At 67.2% G+C, this 21,859-nt stretch carries 20 protein-coding genes; 17 read left to right on the top strand and 3 right to left on the bottom strand.

What is annotated here, in order from left to right; genetic code table 11:
* Positions 1–84 precede the first annotated feature (84 nt).
* Genes ACSHZY_RS15330 through ACSHZY_RS15290 form a run of 9 tightly spaced genes read left to right on the top strand, consistent with a single transcriptional unit; the run spans position 85 to position 8,454 of the window.
* Positions 85–672, top strand: a complete 588-nt coding sequence (locus tag ACSHZY_RS15330) for an anthranilate synthase component II (protein ID WP_435170590.1) — start codon at positions 85–87, stop codon at positions 670–672.
* The gene (gene trpD / locus ACSHZY_RS15325; RefSeq protein ID WP_435170588.1) at positions 669–1,688 is read left to right on the top strand and encodes an anthranilate phosphoribosyltransferase; all 1,020 of its coding nucleotides are present in this window, start codon (positions 669–671) and stop codon (positions 1,686–1,688) included. Before ACSHZY_RS15330 ends, trpD begins: the two co-directional genes overlap by 4 nt.
* Positions 1,685–2,464 (top strand): indole-3-glycerol phosphate synthase TrpC, encoded by a 780-nt coding sequence (trpC, locus tag ACSHZY_RS15320; protein ID WP_435170586.1) that lies wholly within the window; start codon positions 1,685–1,687, stop codon positions 2,462–2,464. The genes trpD and trpC overlap by 4 nt, the downstream gene beginning before the upstream one ends.
* Positions 2,461–2,931, top strand: coding sequence for a cyclic pyranopterin monophosphate synthase MoaC (gene moaC / locus ACSHZY_RS15315; RefSeq protein ID WP_435170584.1), 471 nt, complete (start codon positions 2,461–2,463; stop codon positions 2,929–2,931). The genes trpC and moaC overlap by 4 nt, the downstream gene beginning before the upstream one ends.
* On the top strand, positions 2,928–4,088 hold the full coding sequence (locus ACSHZY_RS15310) for a molybdopterin molybdotransferase MoeA (protein ID WP_435170582.1): 1,161 nt from the start codon (positions 2,928–2,930) through the stop codon (positions 4,086–4,088). Before moaC ends, ACSHZY_RS15310 begins: the two co-directional genes overlap by 4 nt.
* A gap of 40 nt (positions 4,089–4,128) precedes the next feature.
* Positions 4,129–5,199: an ABC transporter ATP-binding protein gene (locus ACSHZY_RS15305; RefSeq protein ID WP_435170581.1), complete on the top strand. Its 1,071-nt coding sequence runs from the start codon at positions 4,129–4,131 to the stop codon at positions 5,197–5,199.
* Positions 5,196–5,777, top strand: coding sequence for a histidine phosphatase family protein (locus ACSHZY_RS15300; RefSeq protein ID WP_435170579.1), 582 nt, complete (start codon positions 5,196–5,198; stop codon positions 5,775–5,777). Before ACSHZY_RS15305 ends, ACSHZY_RS15300 begins: the two co-directional genes overlap by 4 nt.
* 12 nt (positions 5,778–5,789) lie before the next feature.
* Positions 5,790–6,773, top strand: coding sequence for an ABC transporter substrate-binding protein (locus ACSHZY_RS15295; RefSeq protein WP_435170577.1), 984 nt, complete (start codon positions 5,790–5,792; stop codon positions 6,771–6,773).
* The gene (locus ACSHZY_RS15290) at positions 6,763–8,454 is read left to right on the top strand and encodes an ABC transporter permease (RefSeq protein ID WP_435170575.1); all 1,692 of its coding nucleotides are present in this window, start codon (positions 6,763–6,765) and stop codon (positions 8,452–8,454) included. Before ACSHZY_RS15295 ends, ACSHZY_RS15290 begins: the two co-directional genes overlap by 11 nt.
* Here ACSHZY_RS15290 and ACSHZY_RS15285 read toward each other — a convergent pair.
* The gene (locus ACSHZY_RS15285) at positions 8,451–9,176 is read right to left on the bottom strand and encodes a M48 family metallopeptidase (protein WP_435170573.1); all 726 of its coding nucleotides are present in this window, start codon (positions 9,174–9,176) and stop codon (positions 8,451–8,453) included. The genes ACSHZY_RS15290 and ACSHZY_RS15285 overlap by 4 nt on opposite strands.
* A gap of 113 nt (positions 9,177–9,289) precedes the next feature.
* Here ACSHZY_RS15285 and ACSHZY_RS15280 point away from each other — a divergent pair, with 113 nt between their 5' ends.
* Genes ACSHZY_RS15280 through ACSHZY_RS15265 form a run of 4 tightly spaced genes read left to right on the top strand, consistent with a single transcriptional unit; the run spans position 9,290 to position 11,494 of the window.
* The gene (locus tag ACSHZY_RS15280) at positions 9,290–9,526 is read left to right on the top strand and encodes a hypothetical protein (RefSeq protein WP_435170571.1); all 237 of its coding nucleotides are present in this window, start codon (positions 9,290–9,292) and stop codon (positions 9,524–9,526) included.
* A gap of 37 nt (positions 9,527–9,563) precedes the next feature.
* Positions 9,564–10,181, top strand: coding sequence for a hypothetical protein (locus tag ACSHZY_RS15275; protein ID WP_435170569.1), 618 nt, complete (start codon positions 9,564–9,566; stop codon positions 10,179–10,181).
* Positions 10,182–10,235: 54 nt separating this feature from the next.
* A complete protein-coding gene (locus ACSHZY_RS15270; protein WP_435170567.1) occupies positions 10,236–10,811 on the top strand; it encodes a nitroreductase family protein in 576 nt (191 codons plus the stop codon).
* A complete protein-coding gene (locus ACSHZY_RS15265; protein ID WP_435170627.1) occupies positions 10,811–11,494 on the top strand; it encodes an EI24 domain-containing protein in 684 nt (227 codons plus the stop codon). The genes ACSHZY_RS15270 and ACSHZY_RS15265 overlap by 1 nt, the downstream gene beginning before the upstream one ends.
* 36 nt (positions 11,495–11,530) lie before the next feature.
* Here ACSHZY_RS15265 and aspS read toward each other — a convergent pair whose 3' ends face one another.
* Positions 11,531–13,306 (bottom strand): aspartate--tRNA ligase, encoded by a 1,776-nt coding sequence (gene aspS / locus ACSHZY_RS15260; protein WP_435170565.1) that lies wholly within the window; start codon positions 13,304–13,306, stop codon positions 11,531–11,533.
* 126 nt (positions 13,307–13,432) lie between these two features.
* Here aspS and ppk2 point away from each other — a divergent pair, with 126 nt between their 5' ends.
* Positions 13,433–14,341 (top strand): polyphosphate kinase 2, encoded by a 909-nt coding sequence (gene ppk2, locus ACSHZY_RS15255; RefSeq protein WP_435170563.1) that lies wholly within the window; start codon positions 13,433–13,435, stop codon positions 14,339–14,341.
* A gap of 12 nt (positions 14,342–14,353) precedes the next feature.
* Here ppk2 and ACSHZY_RS15250 read toward each other — a convergent pair whose 3' ends face one another.
* Positions 14,354–15,013 (bottom strand): CPBP family intramembrane glutamic endopeptidase, encoded by a 660-nt coding sequence (locus tag ACSHZY_RS15250; protein WP_435170561.1) that lies wholly within the window; start codon positions 15,011–15,013, stop codon positions 14,354–14,356.
* Positions 15,014–15,204: 191 nt separating this feature from the next.
* On the opposite strand from ACSHZY_RS15250, the gene carB reads away from it, so the two are divergent.
* The 3 genes from carB to ligD are packed head-to-tail and all read left to right on the top strand — an operon-like array spanning position 15,205 to position 21,857.
* Positions 15,205–18,534 carry a carbamoyl-phosphate synthase large subunit gene (gene carB, locus ACSHZY_RS15245; protein ID WP_435170559.1) on the top strand — a complete coding sequence of 1,110 codons (3,330 nt, stop codon included), beginning with the start codon at positions 15,205–15,207 and terminating at the stop codon, positions 18,532–18,534.
* Between the two features lie 51 nt (positions 18,535–18,585).
* Complete coding sequence (locus tag ACSHZY_RS15240; RefSeq protein ID WP_435170557.1) at positions 18,586–19,437, top strand: Ku protein; 852 nt, start codon at positions 18,586–18,588, stop codon at positions 19,435–19,437.
* The gene (gene ligD, locus ACSHZY_RS15235; protein WP_435170555.1) at positions 19,437–21,857 is read left to right on the top strand and encodes a DNA ligase D; all 2,421 of its coding nucleotides are present in this window, start codon (positions 19,437–19,439) and stop codon (positions 21,855–21,857) included. The genes ACSHZY_RS15240 and ligD overlap by 1 nt, the downstream gene beginning before the upstream one ends.
* Positions 21,858–21,859: the final 2 nt, after the last annotated feature.

The following is a 21,859-nucleotide window of genomic DNA, read 5'->3' as shown; positions in this document are numbered from 1 at the left end:
TTGCCCTTGACGCCCACCGGTCGCCGGGGCCATCTATAGCCCGACCGTGGATGCGGTTCACCCCAAATCATGACGGCTCGCCAAATGCTCCTGCTCATCGACAACTACGACAGCTTCACCTACAACCTCGTGCATTATCTGGGGGAACTGGGCGCGCAGGTCGTCGTCAAACGCAATGACGCGCTGGACGTGCAGGCTGCGATGGCGCTGAACCCGTCCGCCATCGTCCTGTCGCCCGGCCCCTGCGATCCGGCGCAGGCCGGCATCTGCCTTGCGCTGACCGAAGCGGCGGCCGAAACCCGGATCCCCCTTCTGGGCGTCTGCCTAGGCCACCAGACCATCGGGCAGGCCTTCGGCGGCAAGGTCGTCCGCTGCCACGAGATCGTGCATGGCAAGATGGGCACCATGCATCACGCAAACACAGGCATGTTCACCGGCCTGCCGAACCCCTTTCAGGCGACGCGCTACCATTCCCTGATCGTGGAGCGCGACAGCCTTCCCGATTGCCTGGAGGTGACAGCCTGGCTGGAAGACGGCACGATCATGGGCCTGAAGCACCGCGACCTGCCGATCGAGGGGGTGCAGTTCCACCCCGAAAGCATCGCCTCCGAACACGGGCACCGGATGATGCGCAACTTCCTGGAAGGCGCAAGGGTGCCGCTGACGGCATGAGCGTTCTGAAACCGCTGATCGGCACCGCCGCCACCCGTCCACTGACGCGCGAGGAGGCGGACGCCGCCTTTGCCGCCCTGTTCGAAGGACAGGCCACGCCCGCCCAGATGGGTGGCTTCCTGATGGCGCTGCGCACGCGGGGCGAGACGGTGGAGGAATACGCTGCCGCCGCCGCCGCGATGCGGGCCAAATGCGTGCCGGTCCGCGCGCCCAAAGGGACGATGGACATCGTGGGCACGGGGGGCGACGGCAAGGGCACGCTGAACATCTCCACCGCCACGGCCTTTGTCGTGGCGGGCGCGGGCGTGCCGGTGGCCAAGCACGGCAACCGCAACCTGTCGTCGAAATCCGGCGCTTCGGACGCGCTGACGGCCCTTGGCCTGAACGTGATGGTCGGCGCCGAGGTGGTGGAGGAGTGCCTGGACGAGGCTGGGATCGGCTTCATGATGGCCCCCATGCACCACCCGGCCACCCGCCACGTCATGCCCGTCCGGATCGAACTGGGGACGCGGACGCTGTTCAACATCCTCGGCCCCCTGACCAACCCGGCGGGCGTCACGCGGCAACTGACGGGGGCCTACAGCGCCGACCTGATCCGCCCGATGGCCGAGGTGCTGCAGCTTCTGGGCTCCGAAAAGGCGTGGCTGGTCCATGGCGGCGACGGAACGGATGAACTCGCGATCTCGGCCCCGTCGAAGGTCGCGGCGCTGGAAAACGGCGCGATCCGTGAATTCGAGGTGGCGGCCGAGGATGCGGGCCTTCCCGCCCATCCGTTCGAAGCGATCGTCGGCGGCACGCCCGAGGAGAACGCGCAGGCCCTGCGCCGCCTGCTGGACGGGGAGGCGGGCGCCTATCGCGACGCGGTGCTGCTGAACTCCGCCGCGGCGCTGATCGTCGCGGACCGGGTGAAGACACTGCCCGAAGGCGTTGAACTGGCCCGCGAAAGCCTCGACAGCGGCGCGGCGAAATCCAAGGTGGCGGCGCTGGTCCGCCTGACGAACAAGGGCACCGCATGAACGTTCTGGACCGCATCAAGGCCTACAAACTGGATCACATCGCTGCCTGCAAGGCCGCGCGTCCGCTGGCCGAGGTGGAGGCCGCCGCCAAAACCGCCCCCGCGCCGCGCGGCTTTCATCGCGCTTTGGCCAGCGCCCCGCGCCACGCCCTGATCGCCGAGATCAAGAAGGCCAGCCCCTCCAAGGGCCTGATCCGACCGGACTTCGACCCGCCCGCGCTGGCCAAGGCCTACGAGGCCGGTGGCGCGCATTGCCTGTCCGTCCTGACCGACGGGCCCAGCTTCCAGGGTGACGACACGTTCCTGACCGCCGCGCATGACGCGGTCGGCCTGCCCTGCCTGCGCAAGGATTTCCTTTACGACACCTATCAGGTGGCCGAGGCGCGGGCGCTGAAGGCCGACTGCATCCTGATCATCATGGCCTCCGTGTCCGACACCCAGGCACAGGAGCTGGAAGCCGCCGCCACCCACTGGGGCATGGACGCGCTGATCGAAGTGCATGACGCCGCCGAACTGGACCGCGCGCTGCGCCTGACGTCGCCTATGATCGGGATCAACAACCGCAACCTCAAAACGTTCGAGGTGACGCTGGACACGACGCGGCAGCTTGCGCCGCGCATCCCTGAAGGCCGCATGATCGTCTGCGAAAGCGGCATCTTCACCCCGGCCGACATGGCCAGCATGGCGCAGGTCGGTGCGAAGGCCTTCCTGATCGGCGAAAGCCTGATGCGGCAGGCGGACGTGAGCGCCGCCACCCGCGCGTTGATGGAGGCGTGATGCTGACGCATTTCGACGGCAAGGGCGACGCCCACATGGTCGACGTCTCGGACAAGGCGGTGACGTCGCGGATCGCGACGGCCGAGGGCTTTGTGCGCATGGAAGCGGCGACGCTAGCGCTGGTGGAACAGGGCACGGCCAAGAAGGGCGACGTGCTGGCCGTGGCGCGGCTGGCCGGCATCATGGGCGCCAAGAAGACGGCGGAACTGATCCCGCTGTGCCATCCCCTGCCCATCACCAAAGTTTCGCTGGACCTGACCACGGACCCTGCCCTGCCGGGCGTGCGCATCACCGCCACCGTCAAGACCACCGGCCAGACAGGGGTGGAGATGGAGGCGCTGACCGCCGTGTCCACCGCCGCGCTGACCGTTTATGACATGCTGAAGGCGGCCGAGAAGTCGATGGAGATCGGCGGTCTGCGCGTGACCCTGAAGGACGGCGGCAAAAGCGGGCGGTACGAGGCATGATCTCCGTTTCCGAGGCGTTGAAGCTGGTTCTGGATCTGGCCGCGCCGCTGCCCACCGAACGCGTGCCGCTGGCGCAGGCGGCCGGACGCAGCATGGTGGCCGAGGTGGCCGCGCGGCGCGATCAGCCGCCGTTCGACGCGTCTTCGATGGACGGGTACGCGGTGGCCGCCCTCCCGCAAGTGGGCGACGTGCTGCGCCTTGTCGGGGAGTCGCAGGCCGGCCGAAGCTTTGCCGGACGCCTTCAAGTGGGCGAGGCGATTCGCATTTCCACCGGCGCCCCCGTCCCGGACAGCGCCAGCCATGTCGTCATCCAGGAAAACACGGCACGTGACGGCGACCGGATCACGATCACCGAAGCCTCCGCCAAGGACAACATCCGCCGGCGCGGTCAGGATTTCCGCGCGGGGCAGACCTTCGACCCCCGCCGCCTGCGCCCGGCCGATCTTGGCCTTCTGGCCGCCATGGACGTGGCCGAGGTGGAGGTCTTCCGCCGCCCCGTCGTCGCCATCCTGTCCACGGGGGATGAACTGGCGATGCCCGGCACCCCGATGCGGGACGACCAGATCCCTTCGGCGAACTCGTTTTCCCTGAAGGCCCTGATCGAGGCGGAGGGCGGCATCGGCCGCGTCCTGCCCATCGCGCGCGACGACCGCGACAGCCTGCGCGCGACCTTCGCGCTGGCCGAAGGGGCGGATCTTGTGGTGACCATCGGCGGCGCTTCGGTCGGGGACCATGATCTGGTCGGCGCAGTCGCGGCGGAACTGGGTCTGGACCTGTCCTTCCACAAGATCGCCATGCGCCCCGGCAAACCGCTGATGGCCGGCCGCCTGCGCGACATGCCGATGCTGGGCCTGCCGGGCAACCCGGTGTCGGCCTATGTCTGCGCGCATCTGTTCCTGCTGCCCATGCTGCGCGCCATGACCGGACAGGTGGCCGAGGTGGCCCCCAGCCGCGCCGTGCTGGCCGAGCCTGTGCCCGCTAACGGTCCGCGCGCGCATTACATGCGGGCCGTGGTGCGGGACGGCGTGCTGACACCCTTCGCCGAACAGGATTCCTCGCTTCTTCTGCGCCTGACCGAAGCGAACGCCCTTCTGATCCGCCCGATCGACGACCCGGCGCGGGACGCGGGCGCACCGGTGGACTATCTTCCCATCTGACCGTCACAGGACCGTCACCCAAACAGGGTAAAGGCCGCCCATGGCCAAGATTGATCTGGAAGACGTCTCGCTCCGCTTTGGGGCCACCACGGCGGTGGATGCGGTGTCCCTTGCCATCCCCTCGGGCGCGTTCTTTGCGCTGCTGGGGCCGTCGGGCTGCGGCAAGACGTCCCTGCTGCGCCTGCTGGCGGGGTTGGAGCGGCCCAGCGCCGGCCGCATCGCCATCGGCGGACGCACGGTGGCCGATGGAAGCACCTTTGTCGATCCGGGCGCGCGTGGCCTTGGGATGGTGTTCCAGTCCTATGCGCTGTGGCCACACATGACGGTGGCGGGAAACGTGGCCTTCGGTTTGAAGATGCAGCGCCTTCCGGCGGCCGAACGCGACCGCCGCGTGCAGGAGGCGCTGGCGGTCGTGGGCCTTGGCCATCTCGCCGCCCGCAAGCCGCATGAATTGTCGGGCGGGCAACGGCAACGCGTGGCGCTGGCGCGGTCGCTTGCCGTGCGCCCGGCGCTGATCCTGCTGGACGAACCGCTGGCGAACCTTGATGCCCACCTGCGCCAGTCCATGCTGGCGGAGTTTCGTCGCATCCATGCCGAAACCGGCGCCACCTTCGTCTTCGTCACCCATGACCAGAACGAGGCGATGGCCGTCGCCACCCATGTCGGCGTGATGAACGCGGGGAGGATGGAGCAGATGGACACGCCGGACGCGCTGTTTGACCGCCCGGCAACACCGATGGTCGCGCGCTTCGTCGGCCATGGCCGCACGCTGGCCGTGGATGTGGCCGACGGGCTGACCCGCCTGCCCCGCGCCCGCCTGCGCCTGCCGGGCATGGTCGATCACGGGCCGGCCTGGCTGTGCCTGCGCCCGCGCGATCTGGCACTGGCGGATGACGGTGCGATCACGGGCCGCGTCGTGGGCCGGCGGATGGAAAACGGGATGCACATGCTGTCGGTCCTGCCGGACGATCTGGGCGACACGCCGCTGGACGTGGCCCATGATCAGGCCGTGCCGGTCGGGACGCAGGTGGCGCTGGCCATCCGTTCGGCCTGGCTGCTGCCGCGCGAAGGCGATCCCCTGCCCCGCACGGCCGAAGCGCTGCCCGCATGATCCCCCTCCTGATCCGGTCCTTCCTGTTCCTGCGCCACGGCCAGACGGCTTCGAACGCGGCTGGCACCATCGGCGGGGCGACCGACCTGCCGCTCACCCCGCAGGGTCACGCACAGGCGCAAGCGGCGGCGGAGGTTCTGCGAGGGGTGGAGATCGCCTCCATCTGGTGCTCCCCTCTGCGGCGTGCGCAGGATACGGCGGCGCCCGTTGCGCGGATGAAGGGCCTGCCCGTGCAGCTTCTGCCCGATCTTCAGGAACGGAACTGGGGCGAGTGGGAGGGGCAGCCCCGCAGCGTCCTGATCCGCGAGGCGACACCCGAAGGGGGCGAGGGACCGGACACCTTCCGCGCCCGCATCCACAGGGCCATGGCTGCGATCACCGGCCCCTTCCCGGTCCTGATCGTCGCCCATTCCGGCACAGCGAGAGAGATGCACGCCCTGCTGTCCACCGCCCCCTTCCGCCGCCCCGCCAATGGCGAGGTGTCGCGCTGGGAGAAGACGAACGGCGTCTGGGAAAACCGGATGTTGTCACCAAACGGTCGCACTGACGCCGTAGAAGCGCGCGAAACCCTTCTGTAACAGGACAGCATGATGCTCCGCACTCTTATCCTCGGTCTTCTGGGCGCGACGGCGCTGACCGGCGCCGCCTTTGCCCAAGGCACGGGCACGATCACGGTCTACACCTCGCAGCCGACCGACCAGATGGATGCGGTGGTGAAGGCCTTCAACAAGGACCACCCCGAGATCACGGTAGAGGTCTTCCGCTCCGGCACGACCGAGCTGATGTCGAAGCTGCAGGCCGAATTCGCCGCAGGCTCCACCCCCGCCGACGTGATGCTGATTGCGGATGCGGTGGCGATGACGCAGATGAAGAACGACGACCGCCTGTTCGCCTATGACGATGCCGCGACCGAGGGTATTCCGGCCGAACTGGTCGATCCCGACCACACCTTCTTCGGCACCAAGCTGCTGACCACGGGCATCATCTACAACACCGACAAGGTGACGACGCCCCCCACCAGCTGGCACGATCTGGAAGCGCCCGAGGTGGCGGCCCAGACGATCATGCCCTCCCCGCTCTATTCCGGCGCGGCGGTGGTCCATGTCGGCACGATGGTGCAGCAGGACGATCTGGGGTGGGGCTATTACGAGACGCTGGCCGACAACGGCGCCGTCGCGGGCCAAGGCAACGGCACCGTTCTGGAAGCCGTCGCGCGGGGCGAGAAGTCTTATGGCATGATCGTCGAATACATGGCGATGAACGCGAAAAAGGACGGATCGCCCGTGGACTTCGTGTTCCCAAAGGACGGCGTGTCGACCATCACCCAGCCGGTCGCGATCCTGAAGGACAGCGACAACATCGAGGCGGCGAAGGTCTTCGTGGACTGGCAACTGGGCCGCGCGGCGCAGGAACAATCGGTCGAACAGGGCTATTTCCCGATCCTGGACGGCGTGACGCCGCCCGAAGGCTATCCCGCCCCCGCGACGCTGACCATCATGAAGGCCGATCCGGCCGTCATCCTGAAGGACGACCAGCAACTGAAGCAGGAGTTTTCCGATCTCTTTGGCGGCTGACACCGGACCACGTCCGATCCTGCGGGGTGGCCAGCACATGCTGGCCGCCCTTGTCATTGTCTATGTCGGGGTGATCGGCCTGTGGCCGCTGGCCCGCCTGTTCCTGACCGCCTTCGCGCCGGGCGACGAAGGGCAGATCCTTGGCCTGATGCGCGACACGCTGGACAGCCGCGCCACCGCCCGCGCCTTCTGGAACACGCTGGCGGCGGGGGGCGGCTCGGTCCTGATCTCCGTGATCTCGGGCGTGGCGCTGGCGCTGCTGATCGGCGGGCTGAACCTGCGCGCGCGGGTGGCGATGACCTTCCTGATCCTGTCGCCGCTCCTCGTGCCCTCGCAGATCATGGCGCTGGCGTGGATCGAGCTGCTGGGCAGCTCCTCCCCCATCCTCGGCCCGCTGGGGCTGGCGCCCGAAGGCGCGAACCCGCTTTATTCCGGCGGCGGCATCGCGCTTCTGATGGGGATCGAGCATATGCCGCTGGTTTTTATCGCCACCCGCGCCGCATTGACCGCGATCCCGAACGACCTTGTGGAGGCGGCCCGCATCGCCGGCGCGCGCAACGCCTCCATCCTGCTGCGGGTGATCCTGCCCTTGTGCTTGCCCGCCATCGCCGCCGGCGGCACGCTGGCCTTTGCCGCCGCCATCGGCAATTTCGGGGTGCCGGCCCTGCTGGGCATCCCCGGCCGCTATTCCATGCTGACGACGCTGATCTATCAGCGGCTGAACGGCTTCGGCCCTTCCGTCATGGGACAGGTGGCGGTTCTGGCGCTGATCCTTGTGGCCATGGCCGGGGTGGCGCTGGCCCTGCGGGCGGTCGTGATGCGGCTGGCCGTTCCCGTGCCCGGCGGTCGCAGCTTCGCCCGCTTTGACGCCGGCCGCGCCCGTCTTCCGATCGAGGGGGCACTTTGGCTGATGTTGGGCGTCACGATGATCCTGCCGATCCTGGCGCTGCTGGGCACTGCCCTGTCGCCCGCGCTGGGGGTGGACCTGACCTTCTCGACCATCACGCTGAACAACTTCGGGGAAACGCTGGCCAACGGCACCATCCGCCGCGCGCTGGTGAACTCGCTGTGGCTGTCCTTTGCCGCGGCCGCCATATCCGTGCTGGTGGCCGTGCCGTTCGTCTGGCTGTCCCATGTGGCGAAGCTGCGGTCGATGCGGGTGATGGACCTGCTTGCCGATTTGCCTTTCATCGTGCCGGGCACGGTGCTGGCCTTGGCGATGATCCTTGTATTCCTGCCGCCCTTGCCGGGGATCGGGTCCATCTATGGCACGCCGATGATCCTGCTGGTCGCCTATCTGGCGCGCTTCCTGCCGCTGGTGCTGCGGCCCGTCGCGGCCACCGCCACGCAGGCCGAACCGGCCTTGGACGAGGCGGCCCGCATCTTCAACGCCCCGACCTGGGCGCGGATCGCGCTGATCTTCGCGCCAATGGTCACGCCTGCCGCGCTGGCGGGGGCCGTGCTGGTGGTGATGACGGCGATCAACGAACTCACGCTGTCCTCCCTCCTCTGGTCCTCGGGGGCGGAAACGGTGGGCGTGATGATCTTCTCGCTCCAATACGAAGGGAACTCCACCTCCGCCGCAGCCCTTTCGGCGCTGTCGCTGGTGCTGGTCTTCGCGCTGGTGGTGGTGGCGGACCGTTTCGGCCGCCACGCCCCCGACGCCCTGCCCTGGCGCTAGGACCGGTAGCCCATCCGCGCCGCCGTCCGCTGCACCACCGCGATGCGGTCGCCGTTCGCCGGGTGCGTGCCCAAGAAGCGGTCGCCCGGATCGGGAAGCCGCTGGAAGAAGCCGATCCCGCGCACGGGGTCATAGCCCGCGTCGATCGCGATCTCCGCCCCCAGCGAATCCGCCTGCAATTCGTGGTCCTTGGAATAGATGCGGCTGCCCAGCCCCGCCCCAAGATCGGTGAAGGCATCCGGGTTGAACCCGCCGAGCGAGGCCGCGATCCCCCCCAGAAGCGCGCCCGCCGTCGCGGTCTGGGACTGCTGGTCGATATGGCCAAGGATGTGGTGCGCGGTTTCGTGCCCCATCACGAAGGCCAGTTCGTCTACGTTGCGCGCGTCGTTCACCAGCGCCGTGGTGAACCGGATGATGGGCCGCCCCTGTTCGTCGCGGGATTGATAGGCGTTGGCCAAGTCCCCCTGCGTCGTGTCGATGGAGATCTGGAAGTCGCAATCCACGCCCCGCGTCCGTTCGCGGCAAAGGCGCTCGGCCACCGGCTCCACCCGGGCCTGCGCTTGGGAAAAGGCCGCGCGCGCGGCGGCGGGCGACAATTTGGGCGCGGCCACGTCCGGCTGCTGCAACACCGGTGCCGGCCCTTCCGGCATCGGCATGGCCATCGGCACCGGCTCGCACGCGGCCAGCGTCAGGGTGGCCATCACACACGCCACTCGCTTCATCGACTTCTCCTCCGTTTTCGCGAAGGGCAATATAAGCAACCTGCCGGACAAGAAAATCTGTCTTCGGGGATATTTCTGTGGCGTGGCGGCGAACGGCCGCCTAACCTTGGGCCATGTTTACCATCGAACACGATTTCGACGCCACGATCGTCACCCTCATCGACGAGGGGCGGCCCGATCTGCAGGAGGACGTGATCCTTCACGCCTTCGACGACCAGATTACCGTGGAACAGGTGGACCGCAACACCCACGAGGTGTGCCGCATCACCCTGTCGATGGCGCAGATCCAGGATCTGGCCGCCGCGCTGAACCTGCCGGAAGGCAGCTACCGCCTGACCCCCAAGACTTGATTTGCCGGGTCGGGCCGCTTGCGATAGAACCACCTTCATGATCCGATCGCTGGCCGTCCTTCTGTTCCTGTTCCCCGCCTCGGCCATGGCCGAGGCGCAAAGCTGCACGACCTCGGTCAAGGGGCAGCTGATCAACCTGTTCTTCGAGCCGGATGACGAACAGGTCGGCGCGAACAAGTCGCGGCGCGAGGCGTGGCTGGGCGGCTGGGGCAAGCTGGACTGCCCGTCCTATGTCACCCTGCGGCACCTGACGCCGGACCTGACGGACGATCAGCGGCAAGCCTTCTGCCTGCAATGGGACAACGCCGCCAACACCTATGCGGGTTACGCCGAAGGCGCGCGCGACGCCTATCTGCGCTGCCGCGCGCCGCGCCGCACCTTCTGCGAACGGGTGAACACCTCCGTCCAGACCTCGAAAGAAGTCGCCGGCCTTGCCGACGCGCCGAAGGGGACCGAGACCGTGGGCGAGGGCGTGCAGACCGTGACGCGACCGGGGGGCGCGGTGGTTCTGTCGGGCGCGGGGGCCGCGGTGCAGCAGACGATCGCCGGCGCCTCCACCACCGCAGGAGCGGCTCTGGCCACGCCCATCGGCCTTGCGGCGGCCGCGGTAAGCGTGGTGGCCGTGGGCGGCGCCGTTTATCTGTGCAGCGAGTGACTTGACCCCGGCCAGCTTGCGTCCCAATCCTTCGGGCGACCGAAGGAGAGTGCCATGCCCACCCCAAACACCGCCGCGTTCGAGTTTCTGCGGACCCGCCGTTCCCGCCCGCCGAAATCGCTGACCGGACCCGTCCCCAGCCGCGACGACCTGCGCCCGCTGCTGGAGATCGCCGCCCGTACGCCCGATCACGGGATGCTGGTGCCGTGGCGGTTCCTCGTGATCGAACCTGCGGCCATGCCGAAGCTGGCCGCGCTGGCCGACGCCCGCGCCACGGCGCTGGATCTGGACGAGGAGAAGCGGGCCAAGGGCCGGGGGCAGTTTGATCTGGGCAACCTTGCCGTCGTGGTCATCGCCAGCCCCAAAACCTCGGACAAGATCCCGCCGATGGAGCAAACCTTGTCGGCCGGCGCGGTGTGCCTGTCGCTGGTGAACGCCGCGCTGGCCGCAGGCTGGGGCGCGGGCTGGGTCACCGGCTGGGTGTCGCACGACGCAGGCTTTGCCGAAGGGATGGGCCTTGCGCCCGAGGAATGGATCGCCGGCATCGTCCATATCGGCACCGAAACCGCCATTCCGCCCGACCGCGCCCGCCCCGACATCGACGCCATTACGACGTGGATCGACGCATGATCCTGACCGCGTTCTTCAAGGCCCTGGGCCAGGTTCTGGACCGCCGCTTCCGCCGCGTGCTGCTGCGCGGCGTGGGGCTGACCATCCTGATGCTGATCGCGCTGACCGTGGTGGTGCTTTGGGGGCTGGAATGGCTAGTGCCCGACAGCGTGACCCTGCCCTGGATCGGTCCGATCGGCGGTCTGGACTGGGTGGCCGGCGCGGGCGGGCTGGCCGTGATGCTGGTGGCGTCGATCTTCCTGATGATCCCCGTCGCGTCGGCTGTCATGGGCTTCTTCCTGGAGGACGTCGCCGCGGCGGTGGAGGACAAGCATTACCCCGCCCTGCCCCCCGCCCGCCCCATGCCGTGGTCCGAGCAGTTGGGCGAGGCGGCGACCGCCTTCCTTCTGCTGATGGTGGCGAACGTGCTGATGCTGGCGGCCTATGTCTTCGCCGGTCCGCTGGCGCCGGTCCTGTTCATCACGGTGAACGGCTACCTGCTGGGCCGGGAATACTTCACGCTGGTCGCGATGCGCCGCGTGGGCCGGGCCGAGGCCAAGGTGCTGCACCGAAAGCATCTTGGCCTGGCCTGGCTGGCCGGGGCCCTTCTTGCGGCGCCATTGGCCGTTCCCGTCCTGAACCTGATCATGCCGGTTCTGGGGGTGGCGACCTTCACGCACATCTTCCAGCGCCTGAACCGCTGAAAGGAAAGGCCGCCGTGTCACCGGCGGCCTTTCTGCTCATTCCTTGGGGATGACCCGCAGGCTCAGCTCCCGAAGCTGTTCGTTGGTGGCCTCGGACGGCGCGTTCATCAGCATGTCCTCGGCCCGCTGGTTCATCGGGAACATGATGACCTCGCGGATGTTCGGCTCGTCCGCCAGCAGCATCACGATCCGGTCGATGCCCGCCGCGCAGCCGCCGTGGGGAGGTGCGCCGTACTTGAACGCCTTGACCATGCCGCCGAACCGCTTTTCCACTTCGGAATTCGGATAGCCGGCCAGTTCGAACGCCTTGAACATGATCTCCGGCTTGTGGTTGCGGATCCCGCCCGAGATCAGCTCGTACCCGTTGCAGGCCAGGTCGTACTGGTAGGCGTGGACCTTCAGCGGGTCGCCCATCAGCGCCTCCATCCCGCCCTGCGGCATGGAGAAGGGGTTGTGGCTGAAGTCGATCTTGCCATCGTCCGTCTTCTCGTACATCGGGAAGTCGACGATCCAGGCGAACTTGAAGCAGTCCTTTTCCGTCAGGCCCAGTTCCTCGCCGATGACGTTGCGGGCGCGTCCCGCGACCGCTTCGAACGCGTCGGGCTTGCCGCCAAGGAAGAAGGCCGCGTCACCCTCGCCCAGACCCAGCTGGACACGAACGGCTTCCGTCCGCTCCGGCCCGATGTTCTTGGCGAGCGGACCGGCGGCTTCCATGGATCCGTCCTCGGCCTTGCGCCAGAAGATGTAGCCCATGCCCGGCAGGCCTTGGCTTTGCGCGAAGGCGTTCATCCGGTCGCAGAACTTGCGGCTGCCGCCCGTCGGTGCCGGAATGGCGCGGATCTCGGTCCCCTCCTGCTCCAGCAGCTTGGCGAAGATCGCAAAGCCGGAACCGCGGAAATGCTCGGACACGTCCTGCATCTTGATCGGGTTGCGCAGGTCTGGCTTGTCAGAGCCGTACCAGGCCAGCGCGTCGCGATAGGCGATCTTGGGCCAGTCGGCATAGACCGTCTTCGCGGGCGCGAATTCCTCGAACAGGCCTTGGATGACGGGCTGGACGGCGTTGAACACGTCCTCCTGCTCCACGAAGGACATCTCGATGTCCAGCTGGTAGAAGTCGGTGGGGCTGCGGTCGGCGCGCGGATCCTCGTCCCGGAAGCAGGGCGCGATCTGGAAGTAGCGGTCGAAGCCCGCCACCATGATCAGCTGCTTGAACTGCTGCGGCGCCTGCGGCAGCGCATAGAACTTGCCCGGATGCAGACGGCTCGGCACCAGGAAGTCGCGCGCCCCTTCGGGAGAGGAGGCGGTGATGATCGGCGTCTGGAACTCGTTGAAGCCCTGATCCCACATGCGGTTGCGGATGGACCGCACCACGTTCGACCGCATCATCATGTTGCGGTGCAGCTTTTCACGCCGCAGATCCAGGAAGCGGTAGGTGAGGCGCGTTTCCTCGGGGTAGTCCACGTCGCCGAAGACCGGCATCGGCAGTTCGGCCGCTTCGCCCAGCACGGTGACGGCGCGGGCATAGACCTCGATCTCTCCGGTCGGCAGCTTGGGGTTTACCAGCGAGGCGTCGCGGCCCTTCACGGTGCCTTCGATGCGGATCACCCATTCGGCACGGACCTTTTCCAGGTCGGCGAAGGCGGCGCTGTCGCTGTCGCAGATCACCTGCGTGATGCCGTAATGGTCGCGCAGATCGATGAACAGGACGCCCCCGTGGTCGCGCACGCGGTGCACCCAGCCCGACAGGCGGACATCGTTGCCGACATTCGCGGTGTTCAGATCGGCACAGGTATGGCTGCGATAGGCGTGCATCACGCTCCCCTTTCCACGAGGCTTTGGTTCGGGTCGGAGGAACACCGCCTGCGCCGTGGTGTCAAGTCGTCAAGGCGCTGTCACACTTCTATGTTCAAAGGCTCCGACCTTCAGGAGATAGTGCACATGGACGACACCTCTGCCCGCGACTGGCTGGAAGCCGAACTGGCCGACACCTTGGCCGAGGATTACGAGCTGGAGCTGGAAGACGCCCGGCTGTCCGAGGAAATCGCGAAGATCTACAAGAAGGCGCACCCCCCGGGGATGGAGCGGATGGACTACTTCCGCAACCTGATCCACCTGCAATCCGAACTGATCCGCCTGCAATCCTGGGTGCAGCACACCAAGGAAAAGGTCGTCGTCATCTTCGAAGGGCGCGATTCCGCCGGCAAGGGCGGCGTCATCAAGCGCATCACCCAGCGCCTGAACCCCCGCGTGGTGCGCACCGTCGCCCTGCCGGCCCCGTCCGACCGCGAAAAGACGCAGTGGTACTTCCAGCGCTACGTCCCCCACCTGCCGGCCGGAGGAGAGATCGTGCTGTTCGACCGCAGCTGGTACAACCGCGCCGGTGTGGAACGCGTGATGGGCTTCGCGTCCGAGGACGAGGTGGAGCAGTTCTTCGAGGACGTGCCGGAGTTCGAGCGGATGCTGGTCCGGTCCGGCATCAAGGTGGTGAAATACTGGTTCTCCATCACCGACGAGGAACAGCAGATGCGCTTCCTGATGCGGATCCACGATCCGATGAAGCAGTGGAAGCTGTCGCCGATGGACCTGCAATCCCGCGTCCGCTGGGAACAGTACACCATCGCCAAGGAACAGATGTTCGCGCGCACCAACATCCCCGAGGCACCGTGGTACATCGTGGAGGGCAACGACAAGAAGCGCGCCCGCCTGAACTGCATCGACCACCTTCTGACGCTGTTCCCCTATGAGGACGTCCCCCACGAGGAGATCACGCTGCCGGAGCGGGTCTTCAATCCGGACTATGAACGCAAGGTCCTTCCGCCGGAACTTTACGTGCCGGCGAAATACTGACCCCGGTGCGCCCTAGAACGGGCGCATCACATTTCCGGCGAAGAAATAGATGCCTAGCCCCGCGATGAACACGATCACGCCGGCCACGCTGTGCATGACCCAGGCCATGAGAAAGCTGCGGCGGACGGAATGAGCCCAGGCGAAGGTCAGTCCGCCGACAAAGGTCATGACGACGACGATCACGCTCCAGTACATCAGGTGGGCCAGCGCGAACAGCGCGGCGTTCAGCACCACGCCGCGCGGACCTTTCGGCACGAGGCCGCGATAGCGCCGGAAATATAGTGCGCGGAACACCACCTCCTGCGGCAGCGCGGACAGGAGCGGATAGAGGACGGCGATCAGCAGCAGCCGTTCGGGATGCGCCAGCAGAGAGAACATCGCCTGCGGGGCCATGACCTGCATCACCGCAAGGCTGGCCGCGAAGGTCAGGGCCGCCAGCCCCGCCACGGCTTCCCAGCGGATTGCCCGCCAGCCGCGGAACAGCTCCCTCCACCGAAAGCCGGGGGTGGCCCACAGAAGACCAAGCCCGACCAGCATGAACAAGAACAGTCCGGCCAGCAGCCCCCCGGACGGCAGGAGGCAGGCGGCGAGGACCGGCGTCACGATGTAGAACAGGGCAAATTCCATCCGCAGGCGGCGCGTCCGGGCGCCGGTCTTGGCAGGTTCAGACATCGGGCGTCCTTGAACGGGATGGGGTGCGGGATCGGGTCGTCAACGGCGCTTTCCCATTGAAGTTCCCGCCCGGTCCGGTTCAGGGTTGCGCCAGCGGGCCGCTTCACGATAAACCGCGTCAATTTGCGAAAACCCTGCCCCGAATCCACCGCGTCCGCATGGGCTTCGGGTGCAGCCATATGGGGCCAGACATGCCGAAAAGAACCGATATCAAATCCATCATGATCATCGGCGCAGGCCCCATCGTCATCGGTCAGGCGTGCGAGTTCGATTATTCCGGCGCACAGGCCTGCAAGGCCCTGCGCGAGGAAGGCTACCGCGTCATCCTCGTGAACTCCAACCCGGCGACGATCATGACCGATCCGCAGCTGGCGGATGCGACCTATATCGAGCCGATCACCCCCGAGGTCGTGGCCAAGATCATCGAGGCCGAACGGCCCGACGCCCTTCTGCCCACGATGGGCGGGCAGACCGGCCTGAACACCGCGCTCGCCCTGGCCGACATGGGCGTGCTGGACAAGTTCAACGTGCAGCTGATCGGCGCCAACCGCGCCGCCATCGAGATGGCCGAGGACCGCAAGCTGTTCCGCGAGGCGATGGACCGTCTGGGGATCGAGAACCCCAAGGCCACCATCGTCGCCGCCCCGAAACTGCCGAACGGCAAGTACGACATCAACGCCGGCGTGGCGCAGGCCATGGCCGCGATCGAGGACATCGGCCTTCCCGCCATCATCCGCCCCGCCTTCACGCTGGGCGGCACGGGCGGCGGCGTCGCCTACAACCGCGACGATTACGAGCGCATCTGCCGGTCGGGCCTCGACGCGTCGCCCATGGCGCAGATCCTGGTCGATGAATCGCTGCTGGGCTGGAAAGAGTTCGAGATGGAGGTCGTCCGCGACCGCAAGGACAACGCCATCATCGTCTGCGCGATCGAGAACGTGGACCCGATGGGTGTGCACACCGGCGACAGCATCACTGTGGCCCCGGCCCTGACCCTGACGGACCGCGAATACCAGGCGATGCGGAACGGATCGATCGCCGTCTTGCGCGAGATCGGCGTGGAAACCGGCGGATCGAACGTGCAGTGGGCGATCAACCCGGCCGACGGCCGCATGGTCGTGATCGAGATGAACCCGCGCGTGTCGCGGTCGTCCGCCCTGGCCTCGAAGGCCACGGGCTTCCCGATCGCCAAGATCGCGGCGAAGCTGGCCGTCGGCTACACGCTGGACGAGCTGGACAACGACATCACCAAGGTGACGCCGGCCAGCTTCGAGCCGTCGATCGACTATGTCGTGACCAAGATCCCGCGCTTTGCCTTCGAGAAGTTCCCCGGATCGAAGCCCGACCTGACCACCGCCATGAAATCAGTGGGCGAGGTCATGGCCATCGGCCGCACCTTCCACGAATCCATGCAGAAGGCTTTGGCCTCGTTGGAGACCGGCCTTTCGGGCTTTGACGAGATCGCCATCGAAGGCGCGCCCGAAAAGGTCGCCATCATCAAGGCCATCAGCGCCCAGACGCCGGACCGCATCCGCCTGATCGCGCAGGCCATGCGCCACGGCCTGTCGAATGACGAGATCCAGGCCGCGACCTCCTTCGATCCGTGGTTCCTTGCCCGTATCCGCGAGATCATAGAGGAAGAAGCCAAGATCATCGCGAACGGCCTGCCCACGACCGCCGAAGGCCTGCGCCGCCTGAAGATGTACGGCTTCACCGACGCCCGTCTGGCCAGCCTGACCGCGCAGGCCGAAAGCGCCGTCCGCAAGGCGCGCCGCAACTTGGGCGTCACCGCCGTCTTCAAGCGCATCGACACCTGCGCGGCTGAGTTCGAGGCGCAGACCCCGTACATGTACTCGACCTACGAGACGCCCGTCATGGGCGAGGTCGAGGACGAGGCGCGGCCGTCGAACGCGAAGAAGGTCGTCATCCTGGGCGGCGGTCCGAACCGGATCGGCCAGGGGATCGAGTTCGACTATTGCTGCTGCCACGCCTGCTTTGCGCTGACCGAGGCCGGGTATGAAACCATCATGGTGAACTGCAACCCGGAAACGGTGTCGACCGACTACGACACCTCGGACCGGCTGTATTTCGAACCGCTGACGCTGGAACACGTTCTGGAGATCCTGCGGGTCGAACAGGAAAACGGCACCCTGCACGGCGTGATCGTGCAGCTGGGCGGACAGACGCCGCTGAAACTGGCGCAGGCCCTGAAGGACGAGGGCATCCCGATCCTTGGCACCACGCCCGACGCCATCGACCTGGCCGAGGACCGCGAGCGGTTCCAGCAACTCTTGAACGATCTGGACCTGAAGCAGCCGGTGAACGGCATCGCCTCGTCCGACGCGCAGGCGCTGGAGATTGCGGAGCGTGTGGGCTTCCCGCTGGTCATCCGTCCGTCCTATGTCCTTGGCGGCCGCGCGATGGAAATCGTGCGCGACATGGACCAGCTGAAACGCTACATCACCAGCGCCGTGACGGTGTCGGGCAAAAGCCCGGTGCTGCTGGACAGCTACCTGTCCGGCGCGATCGAGGTGGATGTGGACTGCCTGTCGGACGGCCAGAACGTCCACGTCGCCGGCATCATGGAGCATATCGAGGAAGCGGGCGTCCATTCGGGCGACAGTGCCTGCTGCCTGCCGCCCCATTCGCTGAGCGCCGAGGTGATCGAGGAGCTGAAGCGCCAATCCGTCGACATGGCCCGCGCGCTGAACGTGGTCGGCCTGATGAACGTGCAGTTCGCCATCAAGGACGGCACCATCTACGTGCTGGAGGTGAACCCGCGCGCGTCGCGCACCGTGCCCTTCGTGGCCAAGGCCACCGACAGCGCCATCGCGTCGATCGCCGCGCGCCTGATGGCCGGGGAAAAGCTGGACGCCTTCCCCCTGCGCGCGCCCTACCCGGCGGGCGTCGGCCCGGACACCGCGCTGCCGCTGGCGGATGCGATGACGCTGGCCGATCCGATCACACCCTGGTTCTCGGTCAAGGAATCGGTGCTGCCCTTCGCGCGCTTCCCGGGCGTGGACACGCTGCTGGGGCCGGAAATGCGCTCGACCGGTGAAGTCATGGGCTGGGACCGCACCTTCCCGCTGGCCTTCCTGAAGGCGCAGATGGGCGCGGGCGTGCATCTGCCCGAAGAAGGCCGCGTGTTCCTGTCCGTGAAGGACGCCGACAAGACCGAAGCGCTGGCCGAGGCCGCGCGCGGCCTGATCGCACTGGGCTTCGAGATCCTGGCGACCAAGGGCACGGCCACTTGGCTGACCGCGCAGGGCATCAACTCGACACTGGTGAACAAGGTCTATGAAGGCCGCCCGAACATCGTGGACCGGCTGAAGAACGGTGACGTCGCGCTGGTGCTGAACACGACCGAAGGCGCGCAATCCGTGGCCGACAGCCGCGACATCCGTTCGGTCGCGCTGTATGGCAAGATCCCCTACTTCACGACCGCGGCCGGTTCCATCGCCGCCGTGGCCGCCATGCAGGCGCGCGACGAAGGCATCGGCGTCCGCACGCTTCAGGGCTGATCGGGAACCCCTCCCTTTCGGGCGCGTTGCCGCCGAAAGGGAGGGTTTGCCATGGCCTCGCGTCCGGTCTGGAAAGGCCAGCTTCGCATCTCGCTCGTCTCCATCGGGGTGGAGGTGCACAGCGCCACCCAGTCGGGGGCGCGCGTGTCGTTCCGCCAGATCCACGGACCGACGGGTAAGCGGGTGAATTACGAAAAGACGGTGCCCGGCGTCGGGCGCGTCAAGACGGACGACATCCTCAAGGGCTATGAACTCGGGGATGACGAATACCTGCTTCTGAAGCCGGAAGAGATCGATGCGATCCGGCTGGAAACGAAGAAGACGTTCGAACTGGTGCAGTTCGTCGACAGCGCCGAAATCTCTCCCCTGTATTACGACAAGCCCTATTACGTGGTGCCGACCGACGATCTGGCGGAGGACGCCTACCGCGTGGTGCGCGACGCGTTGCGCAAGGCGGGCAAGGTGGGTCTGGGTCAGCTGACGATGCGCGGGCGCGAATATCTGTGCGCCATCCGCCCCTGCGGCGACGGGTTGTTGATGGAAACGCTGTATTACGCGGACGAGATCAAGTCCGCCCATCCCCTGTTCTCCTCGATCGAGGATGAGCCCGCCGACAAGGAGCTGCTGGCCGTCGCGACCCAGTTGATCGACCGCAAGACGGCGCCGTTCGACGCTAAGGTCTTCACCGACCATTACGACGCCGCCCTGCGCGACCTGATCGAGGCCAAGCGCAAGAACAGCAAGACCCCGCGCGCCGCGGCGGGTGACAAGGCCGCGCCCAAGGGCGGCAACGTGGTCGACTTGATGGAAGCGCTGCGCCAGAGCCTGAAATCCGACGACGCGCCGAAGAAGAAGACCAGCGCCCGCGCCAAGCCTGCGGCGAAGCCACGCAAGTCGGCCTGATGGACGCGCTGCGGACCTATCGCGAAAAGCGCGATTTCAGCCGCACCTCCGAACCGCAGGGGGGCAGCGGCGGAGGCCCGGCCCTGCGCTATTCCGTTCAGATGCACGACGCGACCCGGCTGCACTGGGACCTCCGGCTGGAATGGAACGGCGTCCTGTTGTCTTGGGCCGTCACGCGGGGGCCTTCGGCCAATCCCAAGGACAAGCGGCTGGCTGTCCGGACCGAGGATCATCCCTTCGACTATCTGACCTTCGAGGGCACCATACCCAAGGGCGAATACGGCGCGGGCACCGTGATGCTGTGGGATCTGGGCTGGTGGCAGCCTTTTCACGATGTGGAGGAAGGGCTCGCCTCGGGCCATCTGCATTTCGCGCTGCACGGGCGGCGCGGCACGGGCGGCTGGTCGCTGGTGCGCATGAAGGGTCGGGAAAAGCGCGAAAACTGGCTGATGATCAAGGAGGAGGACGTGGCGGCCTCCACCGCGACGCCCCCCTTGGCCGAAGCGTTCGACCGCAGCGTCCTGACCCACCGCACGCTGGCGCAGATTGCGGCGGGTGCGGAACCGCAGCCGATGGAAAACACACGCCGAGGCCCCGTCCCGGCGTTCCGGTCGCCGCAACTGGCGCAACTGGTCGACGCCCCGCCCGAGGGCGCGGATTGGCTGCACGAGGTGAAGCTGGACGGTTACCGCGCGCAGATCGCCATCGGCAAGGATGGCCCGGTGATCCGCACCCGCAGCGGTCAGGACTGGTCCGACCGTTTCGCCGAACTTCTGCCGCCCTTGTCCGAGATCCCCTGCGACACCGCCCTGATCGACGGGGAGATTGTGGCCGGTGCCGGGCTTCAGGGCTTTTCCGCGCTTCAGGCGGCGATCAAGGCGGGCGGGCCGTTCCTGTTCTACGCCTTCGACCTGCTGGAGCGTGACGGCGAGGATCTGGCCGACCGGCCGCTGACCGACCGCCGCGCCGCGCTGGAGTATCTTCTGGCCACCCTTCCCCCGCGCGGCCCGGTGCGCCTGTCTCCCGCCATTGACGGCAACGCGGCCGACGCGCTGGCCACGGTGTGCGAGGCGGGGGGCGAGGGCCTCATCTCGAAGCTGCGCGATGCGGGCTATCAGGGCGGCCGTTCCCCCGTCTGGCAGAAGGCGAAATGCGCCCGCCAGGCGGAGTTCCTGATTTGCGGCTGGCAGCCTTCGGACAAGCGAAATCGCCGGTTCGCCTCGCTTCTGATGGCGACGATGGAGGCGGGCACGCTGACCTATCGCGGCAAGGTCGGCACCGGCTTCAACGAGGCCGCGCAGGACGATCTGGCGCAGAAGATGGAAGCGCTGGCCCGCAGGACGACGCCTTTGCCGAAGGTGCCGCCCGGCATGCGCACGGCCCGCTGGGTGGAGCCTACGCTGGTGGCGGAGATCGCCTATGCCGAGCTGACGGCGGACGGCCAGTTGCGCCACGCGCGCTTCGTAGAACTTCGCGAAGACAAGGCGCCCGCCGACGTGGCGATGGATCCCCCGACCGAGGTGTACATGGAACAGTCCGACCGCCCGAAGGTCGCCAGCATCGGCATCAGCCACCCCCACCGGGTGATGTTTCCGAAGCCCAAGGTGACGAAGCTGGACCTTGCCCGCTATTACGAAGGTGTGGCGGACCGGATGCTGCCGATGCTGGCGGGACGTCCCACCTCCCTCGTGCGGTTGCCCGAGGGGCTGGGAGGTGAGCGGTTCTTCCAGAAGCACGCCGGAAAGGGCTTCCCGGACGCCATCGGCAGCGTCCCCGTCACGGAATCCGACGGCAAAACCGCGCAATACCTGACGGTGCACGATGCGGCGGGGCTGGTCGGCGCCGTCCAGATGGGCGCGGTCGAATTCCACCCCTGGGCCGCGCGCGAGGATCGGCTGGACCGGCCGGAACGGCTGATCTTCGATCTGGACCCGGATGAAGGGCTGGGCTTCCCGCAGGTGCGCCGCGCGGCGCTGGACCTGCGGGACTGGCTGTCGGAACTGGGACTGGAATCCTGGGCCATGGTGTCGGGCGGCAAGGGCGTCCACGTGATCGTGCCCCTGCGCCGCAGCGCCAGCTGGGACACGGCAAAGCTCTTCTCCCAACTCGTCGCCACGCTGATGACGGAGCAGGAGCCGAAACGTTTCGTCGCCACCATGTCCAAGGCCAAACGCGAGGGGCGGATCTTCATCGACTGGCTGCGCAACGAACGCGGGGCGACGGCGGTGGCGCCCTTCTCGGTCCGCGCCCGCGAAGGCGCGCCGGTGGCCGTGCCCGTGACGTGGGAAGAGTTGAAGACCCTGCGCCGGGCCAACGGCTTCACCATGGCCCAGGCGCTGAAGCGCGAGATGATCGCCGTGCCCGAACCGCAGACCCTGTCGAACGCGCTTCTGGAAAAGCTGGCCGCCCGGCAGGGCTGAGG

The sequence above is a fragment of the Falsirhodobacter sp. 1013 genome, assembly GCF_051195255.1.
GTDB lineage: Bacteria > Pseudomonadota > Alphaproteobacteria > Rhodobacterales > Rhodobacteraceae > Falsirhodobacter.
Note: the sequence above shows the minus strand (reverse complement) of the source record. Positions and strands in the feature narration are given on the sequence as shown.

Coding starts and splice junctions, on each gene's coding strand:
- ligD (WP_435170555.1), top strand. CDS start 19,437: ATGGACGCGCTGCGGACCTATCGCGAAAAGCGCGATTTCAGCCGCACC.
- ACSHZY_RS15240 (WP_435170557.1), top strand. CDS start 18,586: ATGGCCTCGCGTCCGGTCTGGAAAGGCCAGCTTCGCATCTCGCTCGTC.
- ppk2 (WP_435170563.1), top strand. CDS start 13,433: ATGGACGACACCTCTGCCCGCGACTGGCTGGAAGCCGAACTGGCCGAC.
- ACSHZY_RS15280 (WP_435170571.1), top strand. CDS start 9,290: ATGTTTACCATCGAACACGATTTCGACGCCACGATCGTCACCCTCATC.
- trpC (WP_435170586.1), top strand. CDS start 1,685: ATGAACGTTCTGGACCGCATCAAGGCCTACAAACTGGATCACATCGCT.
- ACSHZY_RS15270 (WP_435170567.1), top strand. CDS start 10,236: ATGCCCACCCCAAACACCGCCGCGTTCGAGTTTCTGCGGACCCGCCGT.
- ACSHZY_RS15300 (WP_435170579.1), top strand. CDS start 5,196: ATGATCCCCCTCCTGATCCGGTCCTTCCTGTTCCTGCGCCACGGCCAG.
- ACSHZY_RS15330 (WP_435170590.1), top strand. CDS start 85: ATGCTCCTGCTCATCGACAACTACGACAGCTTCACCTACAACCTCGTG.
- ACSHZY_RS15305 (WP_435170581.1), top strand. CDS start 4,129: ATGGCCAAGATTGATCTGGAAGACGTCTCGCTCCGCTTTGGGGCCACC.
- ACSHZY_RS15295 (WP_435170577.1), top strand. CDS start 5,790: ATGCTCCGCACTCTTATCCTCGGTCTTCTGGGCGCGACGGCGCTGACC.
- carB (WP_435170559.1), top strand. CDS start 15,205: ATGCCGAAAAGAACCGATATCAAATCCATCATGATCATCGGCGCAGGC.
- ACSHZY_RS15285 (WP_435170573.1), bottom strand. CDS start 9,176: ATGAAGCGAGTGGCGTGTGTGATGGCCACCCTGACGCTGGCCGCGTGC.
- aspS (WP_435170565.1), bottom strand. CDS start 13,306: ATGCACGCCTATCGCAGCCATACCTGTGCCGATCTGAACACCGCGAAT.
- ACSHZY_RS15275 (WP_435170569.1), top strand. CDS start 9,564: ATGATCCGATCGCTGGCCGTCCTTCTGTTCCTGTTCCCCGCCTCGGCC.
- trpD (WP_435170588.1), top strand. CDS start 669: ATGAGCGTTCTGAAACCGCTGATCGGCACCGCCGCCACCCGTCCACTG.
- ACSHZY_RS15310 (WP_435170582.1), top strand. CDS start 2,928: ATGATCTCCGTTTCCGAGGCGTTGAAGCTGGTTCTGGATCTGGCCGCG.
- ACSHZY_RS15250 (WP_435170561.1), bottom strand. CDS start 15,013: ATGTCTGAACCTGCCAAGACCGGCGCCCGGACGCGCCGCCTGCGGATG.